This window comes from Saccharophagus degradans 2-40 (genome assembly GCF_000013665.1).
In the GTDB taxonomy this organism is placed as follows: Bacteria; Pseudomonadota; Gammaproteobacteria; order Pseudomonadales; family Cellvibrionaceae; genus Saccharophagus; species Saccharophagus degradans.
The window spans coordinates 2852523-2865699 of record NC_007912.1; the positions used below are offsets into that span (position 1 = coordinate 2852523).

A 13177-nucleotide genomic window follows, 5' to 3' on the forward strand; every position below is an offset into this window, starting at 1 on the left:
TTTACGTAGACACAAGCCGAGCCGAAGCCCGACTTGCATAATGGCGTGAGGTTAGCTATCTACCTTGAGCACAGCTAAGAAAGCCTCTTGCGGAATTTCTACACGCCCCACCTGCTTCATACGTTTTTTACCGGCTTTTTGCTTCTCTAGCAATTTCTTCTTTCGAGAAACGTCGCCGCCATAACATTTTGCAATTACGTTTTTGCGCAGCGCCTTCACCGTGGTACGAGCCACCACTTGGCCACCAATAGCCGCCTGAATAGCCACATCAAACATCTGCCGAGGAATAAGCTCTTTCATCTTATCCGCAAGTGAGCGACCTTTATATTGTGCAGTATCACGATGAACAATAAGCGCCAAAGCATCTACTTTTTCACTATTAATAAGTACATCTAGGCGTACAAGCTTGGCCGCCTCAAAGCGCACGAAATTGTAATCTAAGGATGCAAAACCACGGCTTACAGATTTAAGCTTATCGAAGAAATCGAGCACAACCTCTGCCATAGGCAGCTCGTACTTCAATGCAACCTGACCACCCAGATATTGCATATCTTTTTGCACACCGCGCTTTTCAATACACAAGGTAATTACTGCACCTAGGTATGCCTGCGGCATTAGCATATTGGCTTCAACTATAGGCTCTCGCATTTCCGCAATAGTGCCTAAATCTGGTAACTTAGACGGGTTATCTACGTACACAACGCTACCGTCGTTTTTCTCTACTTCATATATTACTGTAGGTGCAGTTGTAATCAGGTCTAAGTCGTACTCACGCTCCAAGCGCTCTTGAATAATCTCCATGTGGAGCATACCCAAGAAACCACATCGAAAACCAAAGCCTAATGCTTCAGAGCTTTCGGGTTCGTAAAACAGAGAAGCGTCGTTTAAAGTTAACTTACCCAACGCATCACGAAAGTTTTCGTAATCGTCTGAACTTACTGGGAACAAGCCCGCGTAAACTTGAGGCTTAACCTTTTTGAAGCCAGGCAACTGAGGAACGGTGCTTGTAGATGCATGAGTAATGGTATCGCCAACTGGCGCACCTAATATTTCTTTAATACCAGCAACAACAAAACCCACTTCACCAGCTTTTAAAATGCCTGTTTCTTTACGCTTTGGCGTAAATACGCCCACCATATCGACTACATGAGGCTTGCCCAAGCTCTTCAATATGATTTTATCTTTAGTCTTTAAGCAACCCTGAGTCACACGCACCAAAGACACTACGCCAAGGTAGTTATCAAACCAAGAGTCGATAATTAAGGCTTGCAAAGGTGCGTCGATATCACCCACAGGTGCAGGTACAGACTTAATGAGCACTTCCAGCACATCTTCTATACCAAGGCCCGATTTAGCGCTACAGCGCACGGCATCAGTGGCATCGATACCAATAATGTCTTCAATTTCGCTGGCTACTCGCTCTGGCTCTGCTTGCGGCAGGTCGATTTTATTCAGTACAGGAATAACTTCTAGGCCTTGATCAAGCGCGGTATAGCAGTTAGCTACAGACTGAGCCTCTACGCCTTGTGCAGCATCAACCACTAGCAGTGCACCTTCACATGCAGCAAGTGAGCGAGATACTTCGTAGGAGAAATCCACGTGCCCTGGGGTATCAATAAAGTTTAATTGATATACCTTGCCACTTTTGGAGGTATAGGACAGCGTTACACTTTGCGCCTTGATTGTAATACCGCGCTCTCGCTCGATATCCATGGAGTCCAGTACTTGGGCTTCCATTTCGCGAGCAGATAAGCCGCCACAGTGCTGAATAAACCTGTCGGCTAGAGTGGATTTACCATGATCAATATGGGCAATGATGGAAAAGTTTCGAATATGACTTAAATCTGTCACTTAAACGCGCAACTCTTTGAAAAATAAGGTTAAAAATGCACTGTTTAGAAAAACACGCATCGGTTAGTGGCGCAAGTCTACAGTATTTGGAAGGCGCACGCTATGCGCGCCCTCCAGAGGTGATAAGCAAGTGTTATTCAGCTATTTTGATTGTTCTAAATACGGGGCGGCCATCGCTAAAGAATCGAATGGGCAACAACTTACCTTTGGGTAACTCTTTGGCGACTTTTTGAAGAGATTTTACACTTTTAACCTCGATGAAATTCACTTCAGAAATTACATCGCCAGCCTTAATGCCCGCGTTGCTTGCTGGGCTATTTGGCGCTACAGCCTGCACAAGCACGCCGCCATCCAGCTTCAACTGCTCCAGTAAATCCTTAGGTGCATCAGTTACTTGCACACCAAGCACCCCGCCTTTAGCCGCCCCAGGTCCTCCACCTAGCGTGGCAACAGCATCAGCCCCAGGCAGAGCGCCAACTTCCACTTTTAGCTTTTTGGTTTTGCCTTTGCGCACAACCTCAACATCTACTTTGGACTCGGGCTGAGTTGCTCCAACAAGGTGAGGTAAATCACTAGAAGTGAGAATTTCACCACCATCGAAAGACACAATGACATCACCGGGCTGCAAACCGCCTTTTTCTGCGGGCGAATCTTCCAACACTTCGCTCACTAAAGCACCGCGCGGTCTATCTAAACCGAAAGATGCGGCCAAGTCTCCGTCTACCTCTTGAATAACCACACCTAACCAACCGCGTGAAACTGTGCCTTTTTCTTTCAACTGCTTAACAACGTTATTAACTACACTTGATGGGATGGCGAACGACAAACCGATAGAGCCGCCGGACTGGGAATAGATTTGCGAGTTAACGCCGACAACCTCCCCTTTAAGGTTAAACAGTGGGCCACCCGAATTGCCGGGGTTTATAGCTACATCCGTTTGCACAAAGGGCACGTAATCTTCACCAGACTGATTGCGTATGCTACGCCCTATTGCACTTACAATACCGGCACTCGCCGAAAACTTAAGCCCAAATGGCGAACCAATGGCCACTACCCACTCACCCACTTTTAAGGGCGAACCTTCAGCAACCTTCAGGAATGGAAGATTGTCTTCGTCTATTTTTAATAACGCCAAATCGGACCGTGGGTCCACCCCAACGACGGTGGCTGGGTATTCTCTTCGATCGACAAGCTCAACGGTTATTTCATCGGCATTATCAATAACGTGGTGATTGGTAATTACATAACCATCGGCAGAAATAAAAAAACCGGACCCCATCGATTGAACACGTTGGTTTGGCCTAATTCCTTGCCGCCCTGGGTCTAAGAAGTGTTTAAACCACTCTGGCACTTGCTGCCCTTGTGGCAACTGTAATCGCCCCTGAGCCACATTTGCAGACGTATTAATTTTTACTACAGCGGGTGACGACCGCTCTATTAGATCACTAAAATCTGGCAGATTAGCGTTGGCCACGCCCGTGAAAGTAAGCACACAAAAAACCAACAGCCAAGATGAGATGCGAACCATTATTTAACCTCTAACATTATCAATTAAGTAAAAGCTTCGAAGAAAAAAACAGTAAAAAGTTCAGATAAAAATAGACTTAATAGCATGAGCGGCAAATATGGCCGTCAACAGATAGGTGGGGATAAAACCAAAAAAAATCAAGAGAAAAATTAATCTAGCGACGCCGCTTTTGCCATAACAACAGCTTGGTAACACGACTCGCCGCCGCTATTTATAGTGCTTAATTGGCGCTTGCCGTGAAGGTGCACAATTAAACCACCTAGCAACACCCCTGCCAGCGCCACCAAGGCGAGAACTGGATCGGACAAACCAACAAAAGAGCCTGCCACAACAGCTGCAACCATAAATAGTAGCGGTAATACATAGGCCATAAACGCGCCGTTAATTAACGCGCGCTCTTCAATACCTATAACAACGTTATCGCCCACAGTCCAAATTTCGGAAGGTGAGGCAGCATTAAAAATTGCCTTAACTAACGTAGCGTTAGATGGGCCACCCGCAAGCAACTTTTGACCGCAACCATTTTTAGCTCGGCATTGGTTACACGCAGATTGCTGATGGGTTTCCACCCAAAGCCCATCGGACTCTACAGCAACAACTTTTGCGGTTTCTGATAACATTTTATTTAGCTACTTATTTAACTGCTTGGTTAACTGCTTGGTTAACTATTTATTTAACTTTACTTAACTCTGCTTAACTCTATTTAACTACAGGCACGCGCAACGACTGCGTAACGCGGTGCGCGGTAACCGCAGGCACCTCACCCACAACAGTAATTGTTACGAATTGGTTATCGCTGGGCACACTGGTTAATAAGCTAACTGTTGCCCCATTTCGAACAACTGCCTGAGAAGGCTTATCGGTAACACGACCAATAAAGATAGAAAATACTGAAAGGCCGTCGGTATAGGTTTCCATATGCCCGTCTTCATCAGAATAAGAGTAGTCGGACAACACAAAACCATTGGGCACCCATGCAGGTTGGAGCGGTGCTTTAGATGCTGCGGGCTGACGGCAATCTTGATCAGCGTCATTCGCCGGCGGCTCTGCACTAGCACTCGCTTCGCTCGAATTATCAATCATACTTCCTTCTGGGGAAGCCGGTACTTCGGTGGTCACGGAGCCATCTACCACGGAGCCGTCCACCATGGAGGACTCAACCAAAGGCGCCAAACTGGATTTGCCCGTAGCGAGGTCAGGGTAAATAGCTTCTATCCCCATATCGTCGTCTAAGCTCAACGAAACAAACTGAATACGCTCCCATACCTTTTTCTGCCCCTCGGTAATAACGGCCTTGGTCAACAAGCCCGTTTGCTTATCTACACCTAGTACCATGCCGTATCGATAAGGGTCTTTGGGGAGCAATTGCAGTATTAACGCCTCTCGACCTGCAATACGCTCTTCGCCTCGCATATGGAATTGATAGTTCTGATCAATACTCACCATACGCCCGCTGGATAACGTAAGCCTTCGACCGCGTAAAAGATGATTACCTGCCGTAACACAGTCAATACTCTGCCCTTCACGCATAAAGGACTTTTCTGGCCCATTAAGGTGGTAAATACGCTCGTACTCAACGCCATCAATTACAGCGTGTACAACACGCAACATATCGATGGTGCCATCGTGTTCGTACGTGAATTCACCGCGGTAATTTTGGGATTTGGTGGAATTGCCGAGCTGATTGAGAATTTCGGCTACAGAGGAGGTTTTGTCTAGAGCACTGACTGCAGGGGACACCCCCACTACAGCCAGCACAATCGCTAGCGATAAAGCGATTTTCATTACAGGATTATTCCCCTTCTACGGAAGACGCTCGGGCTAAGGGCACCATTTTAATACCATTTTCAGCCGCTGCTTTTTGGGCGTGCTTCTCTAACATTCTGTTTAAGTACGCTTCCAGCTCTGGATCACTAGACAAGCGCGAGATATTTACAGATGGTAACTCAGAGCCACGAGGATAAGAAGCATAAGCTGCGGGCGCGGAATGAGTTTCCCCTGCTCCACTTACTGTGCGAGCACTTAAAGGCTGACTTTGAAACCAATCTGGCACATTAGCATTAACCGCTGCAGGTACTGCTGCATCGCTACCCGCCATAAGCTCTTCGCCTGTTTGCTCACTGGGCAACTGTTGCACACCAACAAGCACCCCCACCGCAACGGCGGCAGCAATACTCGCTTTACCCATTCCCTCGAGCCAAGTTTTAACTTTACTAGTGCTAGCCACACTGGGGGCTGGCTCATCAGCGATAGCTGCCATTACACCGGCAGAAATATCAATGGAAGGCGCAACATCTTTATCGTTACGCATTACCGCACCTATTAACTGGTAGCGACGCCAAGTTTCTCTTAACTCATCGTCGGCTGCGCTTTGCTTTAGCACTCTACGCAAATCCAACTCATTGCTTTCGCCATCAACTAATGCTGATAGGGACTCGTTGAGGCTATGTTTTTGGCTTTCAGTCATACACTCGCTACCTGTATAAGCGCTGTGCTAATAGTTTAGCTGTAATTATGTTTTCAGAGACTACCAAGCACGAATAAGTATTTGTGCTTTTGGCAATGCCTGCCTGCTAAGTAAGACAACCCAGTTCACACTGTAGTTCCCTAGAAGTGACAATTTTCACAAAAAAATCACATTTCGCCGCCAGCGACACAATACAAGCGTCACAGCAATGGTGCAATTTCTTTATCAATGGCTTCCCGAGCGCGAAAAATACGCGACCGAACCGTACCCACAGGGCAACTCATTACTTCGGCAATTTCTTCGTAACTTAGCCCTTCCATCTCCCTCAGAGTCACTGCAGTACGCAAATCCTCTGGCAGAGCTTTGATAGCATTATTTACTACTGTCTCCAGCTGATCGCGCATTGCATGGTTTTCTGGAGTATCCACATCTTTAAGGCTGTCGCTGCCCGAATAAAACTCGGCATCTTCTACATCTACATCACTCGATGGCGGCCTCCGCCCGCGAGATACTAAATAGTTTTTTGCTGTATTAATAGCAATGCGGTAGATCCACGTATAAAACGCGCTATCGCCACGGAAATTGCCAATAGCACGATAAGCCTTAATAAAAGCTTCCTGTGCAACATCGTGGATCTCAGCGTTATCTTTAATGTAACGGCTAATAATCGATAAAATCTTGTGCTGATATTTAATAACAAGCATGTCAAAAGCGCGTTTATCGCCCTTCTGCACACGCAACACAAGTTGATGATCTGAATCCTGCGCAGTTTGCGCTGTCATTTACTACTCCCCAATTATTCGCCAATTTATGGCGACAATAGCGATACGGCGAATAGCCCAATATCGTTTTACCCTATTCTCACAGCCCATGCCCTATAGCTGTGAGATATTTGTATTAGTACTCATTGCAAAAGTTAGTTTGGCGTATTGTGCCTTTACATTAATGGCCACACTGGGCGCAGTTTAATTAGCTGCTTAAAAAAGTGCAGTAATGTACCCGTTTTCTGTTATTTGTAACACAAAAGACTCGGCATGGCGCAAAAAGTTCAATCTAAAAGCGCGTATAGTATACCCAATTACTTGCTCCAGACGCCGCAAAATCAACAACTTAGCGCGGGTACCTACGACGCGATATAAGGAATTACTTTAATAAGTATCATTATTTGTTCATAATTCCGGCAAACGCCCTAACCACATGAAGTATCAGGACCGTAAGTGAAAAAAGCCAAACCCTCTCGCAAAACGCTCGCCCACCCCTCCCAAACACACAATGTCGATGTACTTGTTATAGGTAGCGGTGCTGCAGGCTTAACCCTTGCACTCAATCTTGCTGGGCATTGTAAAGTTGCCGTACTCAGTAAAGGCAACCTGCGTGCAGGCTCAACCTGGTACGCACAAGGCGGTATTGCTGCAGTTTTAGATAATAACGACAGTGTTGAATCTCATGTTAAAGACACACTCGTTGCGGGCGCAGGCCTTTGTCATGAAGACGCCGTAGACTTTACCGTTAGAAACAGCAAAAGCGCGATTGAATGGCTAATCAACCTCGGCGTTAACTTTACCCGTAATGAAGATTCCGAAAACTACCACCTAACCCGTGAGGGTGGCCACAGCCACAGACGAATCATTCACAGTGCTGATGCAACAGGTAAAGCCGTGCACACTACCCTGCTCGAGTCTGCGCAGGTTGCCAAAGGTGTGGAGCTATTTGAAAACTACATTGCACTGGACCTCATTCGACAACCAGACCCAAACAGCAAACGCTTGCGCTGCACGGGGGCCTATGTATTTAACCGCCACCAAGACCGAGTGGAACTGTTTAATGCAAAAGCCGTGGTCTTGGCCACAGGTGGTGCAAGTAAGGTGTACCTCTATACCAGTAACCCAGACAGCGCTACCGGCGACGGAATAGCCATGGCGTGGCGTGCAGGCTGCCGAGTGGCCAATATGGAATTTAATCAGTTCCACCCCACTTGCCTTTACCACCCCAAGGCCAAAACCTTCCTTATTACCGAAGCATTGCGCGGCGAAGGGGCTAAATTGAGATTGCCCGACGGGTCGCAGTTTATGCACAACTTCCATTCGCTGGGCGAATTAGCACCTAGGGATGTCGTAGCTCGCGCAATTGACCATGAGATGAAACGCCTAGGTAGCGATTGCCTGTATTTGGATATTAGCCATCGCACACCAGAGTTTATCGAATCTCACTTCCCTACCGTGCGAGAAAAGTGCTTAGAATTTGGGATAGATATCACCAAGGAGCCAATACCTGTTGTACCAGCCGCGCACTATACCTGCGGTGGCGTTGTGGTGAACAACAAAGGCCAAACCGATTTACTTAACCTTTACGCAATAGGTGAAACCTCATTCACAGGCCTGCACGGCGCTAATCGCATGGCGAGCAATTCGCTACTAGAGTGCATTGTATACGCCCGCTCTGCATCCGAATCGATACTCGCCACTTTAAATAACATTGCCCCACCGCAGGCTTCACCACAATGGGATGAATCGCGGGTAACCAACTCCGATGAAGACGTTGTGATTTCGCACAACTGGGATGAATTGCGCCGCTTTATGTGGGATTACGTGGGCATTGTTCGCACCCACAAACGCTTAGAGCGCGCAACTCATCGCATTAAGCTTTTGCAAAAAGAAATTAACGATTACTACTCTAACTACAAAGTAAGTAACGATTTAATCGAACTGCGCAACCTCGCCGTCGCTGCCGAGCTGATTATTCGCTCAGCCATTCAACGCAGAGAAAGCCGAGGACTACATTATTCCTTGGATTACCCCGAACTATCCCCCATCGCTCAAGATACCATCCTCGTACCCATGAACTACGCGGCACAAAACATTATTGTTCACGCCCCTACACAATAAACAGGTAACCCTAGTATTCGCTCAACTGGAAGTAATTTTTTTACTCGGTTGGGCGATGCACTTCTGCAAGCGCCCTGTTGTTATAGCTACAAATAATGGTCGCAATGGTGACTCGCCTGCCATTTTATTAGCAACAATCGAATCGGGTAATACAATGAGATGTAGCTTCTCTGCCCATAAGCTACCTAAGCCAGAACGTGTGTTTGAAAGCGTACAACTAAGAATAACCAGCCAGCGCGACACATAAGCAATTTCAAGAGAATCGACACCCTCTTTACCTGCGCCACGCCAAACCCAGAAACCTGTCAAGTCTAAACGTAATTGCTGCACTTGTGATAACCGCTTTAAGCGCACACATACAACAAACACGCTATAAGCGAACAAACCGCCCACAAGGCAGCTGAGCGTTAGGGGTAAATCAACAGAAACCCACAAAATAAGCAGGGTTAAACCGCAAAACAAATAAGCAATAAGGAGGATGCGAGAGAGGCGTAAGGGCAAGTCAAAATAGACTGATATTTTCATTATCGTCCCTGATAATGCTATTGGTTTACCGAACTAACTTATGATTGATTAGTCCTGCAAGCCCGTATTATTTAGAATAATCGATACAATTCGTTTTAAGTCTGGCGCTTCTGGTTCGCTTTTACGCATAAACCATTGGAATAAATCTTGATCTTGCTCTTCAAGCAATTTGTGAAATAGCGCCTGATCATCGGCCCCAAGTGTAGAATAAACATTATCCAAAAAAGGGTTTAACACTAAATCTAGCTCTAACATGCCTCTGCGTGAAGCCCAACGTAATTTGTTAATATCCATTCTGTACTCTTAAACAGCGAAATAACAGTTTAGTAAATAGCAGCCAGTGCTAAGCGCTATTAACCTTAGCCAACAATATTGGGCGCAGTATAACTTACGCGCGCCAGTAGCCAAAGAAGAAGTACACGCTGCTAGCGCCCATTGATTTATGACTAAATAGCCGCATATAGGTAAACATGCCATGCAACATACCGCTTTTTCAACCATAAACATGGAACGCTTTAATGTTTGATTGGACCCAATTAAATACTGCCGCAACCACCACGCCAACCTCTGCTAAAAGCTGGCAGTGCGCCATTCCACTCCTCGACCACGTGCTAATAGAAGTGAAAGGCCCAGATGCGGAAAAATTTCTTCAAGGCCAATGCACGTGTGATTTTAAGAGCATTGCCAACGGTAAGTTTTCGCTCGGCGCCCACTGCAACGTTAAGGGGCGCATGGTAAGCAGCTTTACAGCCGCAAAACTGGGGCCAGAGCACTTTGGCTTACGCACCCATAAAAGCAATGCCGAAAAAGCACTAGCCACACTTAAAAAGTATGCGGTATTTTCTAAGGTTAGCCTCGAAATATCTTCATCACTGGCTGCGGTAGCAGTGTTTAATACTCAGGCAAATGAAGTACCGTTTTTTAATGCTACAGCCGAAGTGGGCTGTAGCACAGCGTTAGAGCAAGGTGCGTGTTTAGCCCATACCAACAGTATGCAAGAGCTATGGCTAGCGCGCGAAAACATACAACAATTACTTGAACAATTACCAGTAGCTGCACCGCACTATTGGACGGCCTACAACATTGCTCAAGGCGTTGCCGAAGTAACTGCCGACTCGACTGAGCAATTAATCCCCCAAGAAATCAACTTACAATTGCTTGGCGGCGTCTCGTTTAATAAAGGGTGCTATACCGGCCAAGAAATTGTCGCGCGCATGCACTACAAAGCCACCCTCAAAAAACACATGTATCGCGCCCAACTCGCGCCGTCAACTAGCGCCCCAGCCACTGGCACAGCGCTTATAAACGAAGAAGGGAAAAACGTGGGGCAAGTTGTACAAAGTGTAACCACTGATGCTGGAGCGCAAATTTTAGCCCTAACGCTAGATACCGCTGCACATAGCAAAAATGTGCACTGTGAGGCAAACCCGCAACAAAAACTTCAATGGCTGGCGCTACCATATGCTATACCTTTAACTGAGAATTAAATAATTACCAGTTAAGCAAGGGGCATAGCCTATGGACGCGCTCACCGCCAAAGTTGAGCAAGAAATCATCAAGGCGATTGACCAAGATCGCCTCGTATTACCCACATTGCCAGAAATAGCACTAAAAGTACGCGAAGTTGCCGACGACCCAGATGCCAGCATCCAAACGCTTACCGCGGTTATTTCTAACGACGCAGCACTTACAGCACGCATAATTAAAGTTGCCAATAGCCCCATATTTCGCGCACCGCGAGAAATAGAAGATTTAAATATGGCACTAAGCAGGCTGGGTATGCAGTACACCTGCAACTTGGCTACAGGCTTGGCCATGGAGCAAATGTTCCAAGCCACATCAGACTTAGTGGATAAACGCTTAAGAGAGGTATGGTCGCGCTCGAGTGAGATTGCAGGTATTTGCCATGTATTGTGCAAACACTTCACCAAGCTAAGGCCCGACCAAGCCGCGCTCGCAGGCCTAGTTCATCAAATAGGTATATTACCTATTCTGTCGTTTGCCGAAGAGCACACAGCGCTATTGCGCGACAGCATGACACTAGACAAGATAATTGCCGACATTCACCCGAACTTGGGTATTAAAATACTCGAAGCGTGGGAGTTTCCAACGGAGCTAAGGGTTATTCCGCGCGACCATTTAGACTTTAGCCGTCAGGTACCCCAAGCAGACTACGCCGACTTGGTAACCGTAGCCATGCTACAAAGCTATGCTGGCAGCGATAAAAACCTAGCTAAAGTGGACTACACAACCGTAACAGCCTTCGAGCGACTCGGTTTAGACCCCAACATTGAATCTGCAGAGGCAGAGGATTTAAGCGCAGATATGGAAGCGGCAATGGCCATGCTGCAATAGACTATACATCGCAAGGTGCTACTCAAAAGCGACTCAGGTGCTATCCAATTTGCACCTTGCGATTTAATCTAACCTTTAAGTTTTATTATAAATAAGCGTTACTACAAACCGCCCATCAACATATATTTAGTTTCTAGGTAATCATCCAGCCCCATCTGCGAACCTTCGCGCCCAAAACCAGATTCTTTTACGCCGCCAAATGGTGCCATTTCGTTGGATATGGCTGTATCGTTCACACCTACCATACCCACCTCAAGCGCACTTGCTACACGCCATACTCGGCCTATATCTCTACTGTAAAAATACCCTGCTAAACCAAATGGGGTGTTGTTTGCTAAAGCTATAGCTTCTTCTTCGCTACTAAAGCTATATACAACCGCTACAGGTCCAAATATTTCTTCGTTAAATACATCCATTTGCGTGGTCGCTTCGGTTACCACTGTGGGCGGATAAAACAATGCGCCGTTAAGATGGGTGTGGCCTTCTGCCACAATTGCTTTCGCCCCCTTATTACACGCATCTATAACTAGCTCCGATACTTTTTTAAATGCGGCAGCATTAATTAGCGGGCCAATAGCAACGCCCTCTTCTATACCGTCACCTACTTTTAATTTAGCAACTGCTTCAACTAGCTTTTTGGTGAAAGCCGCTTTAACTTTGTCGTGCACAAATATGCGGTTTACACATACGCAGGTTTGGCCCGCATTCCTAAATTTTGCCGCAATACACCCCGCTACTGCCGCGTCTATATCTGCATCGTCAAACACAATAAACGGCGCATTGCCGCCCAGCTCCATGGAGCATTTTTTAATTGTGGCTGCAGATTGCTCCAACAATGTTTTACCTACTGCAGTAGAGCCAGTGAAGGTTAATTTTTTAACTGATGGGTGCTGAGTAAATACCCCACCTATTGCAGAAGAGTCTTGCCCTGTAACTAGGTTGATTACACCCGGCGGTATCCCCGCCTCTTGCGCCAAATAAGCCATCGCCAGTGCAGATAAGGGCGTTTCTTTTGCGGGCTTTGCAACGACAGTGCAGCCGGCTGCAAGCGCTGGGGCAATTTTTCTGGCAAGCATAGCCATAGGGAAATTCCACGGTGTAATTGCTGCCACAACCCCCACCGGCTGCTTTACGGTTACTATGCGCTGATTGCTCGCCGGCGCGGGAATTACTGCACCCTCTATACGTTTCGCTTGCTCGGCAAACCACTCTATATAGCTTGCACCGTATAAAATTTCAGCTTTTGCCTCCGCTAAGGGCTTACCTTGCTCGGTGGTAAGCAGTACAGCTAAATCATTTGCATTGCTTACCACTAGTTCATACCACGCCTTTAATAAGGTGCTGCGTTTTTTGGCGCTAAACTCTCGCCACTGCACACCCGCGCGTTCGGCCGCTAGCACCGCCGCTTCGGCCTCTGCTGCACCTGCATTTGCAACAGTTGCTACAACCTGCCCAGTTGCGGGGTTTTCTACAACGAATTCATCGCTAGACTGCAACCAAGCACCATCAATTACGCTGCCTTGTCGCTGAAGCTTTGAGTTAGTCAAAGTGAGGCTCATAGCTGCT

At 46.9% G+C, this 13177-nt stretch carries 12 protein-coding genes; 3 read left to right on the top strand and 9 right to left on the bottom strand.

Annotated elements, in window-relative coordinates; translation table 11 throughout:
- Positions 1 to 51: 51 nt before the first annotated feature.
- The 6 genes from lepA to rpoE all read right to left on the bottom strand — a co-directional run bounded on the left by lepA (position 52) and on the right by rpoE (position 6628).
- Positions 52 to 1851 (bottom strand): translation elongation factor 4, encoded by a 1800-nt coding sequence (lepA, locus tag SDE_RS11755; protein ID WP_011468724.1) that lies wholly within the window; start codon positions 1849 to 1851, stop codon positions 52 to 54.
- Positions 1852 to 1984: 133 nt separating this feature from the next.
- Positions 1985 to 3379 (bottom strand): DegQ family serine endoprotease, encoded by a 1395-nt coding sequence (locus SDE_RS11760; protein ID WP_011468725.1) that lies wholly within the window; start codon positions 3377 to 3379, stop codon positions 1985 to 1987.
- Between the two features lie 149 nt (positions 3380 to 3528).
- Complete coding sequence (locus tag SDE_RS11765; RefSeq protein ID WP_011468726.1) at positions 3529 to 3999, bottom strand: SoxR reducing system RseC family protein; 471 nt, start codon at positions 3997 to 3999, stop codon at positions 3529 to 3531.
- A 79-nt stretch (positions 4000 to 4078) separates the two neighbouring features.
- Positions 4079 to 5164 carry a MucB/RseB C-terminal domain-containing protein gene (locus SDE_RS11770; RefSeq protein ID WP_011468727.1) on the bottom strand — a complete coding sequence of 362 codons (1086 nt, stop codon included), beginning with the start codon at positions 5162 to 5164 and terminating at the stop codon, positions 4079 to 4081.
- Between the two features lie 7 nt (positions 5165 to 5171).
- Positions 5172 to 5846, bottom strand: coding sequence for a sigma-E factor negative regulatory protein (locus SDE_RS11775; protein ID WP_011468728.1), 675 nt, complete (start codon positions 5844 to 5846; stop codon positions 5172 to 5174).
- Positions 5847 to 6046: 200 nt separating this feature from the next.
- Complete coding sequence (gene rpoE / locus SDE_RS11780; RefSeq protein ID WP_011468729.1) at positions 6047 to 6628, bottom strand: RNA polymerase sigma factor RpoE; 582 nt, start codon at positions 6626 to 6628, stop codon at positions 6047 to 6049.
- Positions 6629 to 7063: 435 nt separating this feature from the next.
- Here rpoE and nadB point away from each other — a divergent pair, with 435 nt between their 5' ends.
- Positions 7064 to 8731, top strand: a complete 1668-nt coding sequence (gene nadB / locus SDE_RS11785) for an L-aspartate oxidase (RefSeq protein WP_011468730.1) — start codon at positions 7064 to 7066, stop codon at positions 8729 to 8731.
- Positions 8732 to 8752: 21 nt separating this feature from the next.
- Here the strand turns inward: nadB and SDE_RS11790 are convergent, their stop codons facing one another.
- Positions 8753 to 9256, bottom strand: coding sequence for a hypothetical protein (locus tag SDE_RS11790; protein WP_011468731.1), 504 nt, complete (start codon positions 9254 to 9256; stop codon positions 8753 to 8755).
- Between the two features lie 48 nt (positions 9257 to 9304).
- Positions 9305 to 9550: a succinate dehydrogenase assembly factor 2 gene (locus tag SDE_RS11795; protein WP_011468732.1), complete on the bottom strand. Its 246-nt coding sequence runs from the start codon at positions 9548 to 9550 to the stop codon at positions 9305 to 9307.
- 224 nt (positions 9551 to 9774) lie between these two features.
- Here SDE_RS11795 and SDE_RS11800 point away from each other — a divergent pair, with 224 nt between their 5' ends.
- Together SDE_RS11800 and SDE_RS11805 are read left to right on the top strand one after the other, a co-directional pair.
- On the top strand, positions 9775 to 10743 hold the full coding sequence (locus SDE_RS11800) for a YgfZ/GcvT domain-containing protein (protein ID WP_011468733.1): 969 nt from the start codon (positions 9775 to 9777) through the stop codon (positions 10741 to 10743).
- 31 nt (positions 10744 to 10774) lie between these two features.
- The gene (locus SDE_RS11805) at positions 10775 to 11611 is read left to right on the top strand and encodes an HDOD domain-containing protein (protein WP_011468734.1); all 837 of its coding nucleotides are present in this window, start codon (positions 10775 to 10777) and stop codon (positions 11609 to 11611) included.
- A gap of 101 nt (positions 11612 to 11712) precedes the next feature.
- Here the strand turns inward: SDE_RS11805 and SDE_RS11810 are convergent, their stop codons facing one another.
- Positions 11713 to 13170 (bottom strand): NAD-dependent succinate-semialdehyde dehydrogenase, encoded by a 1458-nt coding sequence (locus tag SDE_RS11810; RefSeq protein ID WP_011468735.1) that lies wholly within the window; start codon positions 13168 to 13170, stop codon positions 11713 to 11715.
- Between the last annotated feature and the right edge of the window lie 7 nt (positions 13171 to 13177).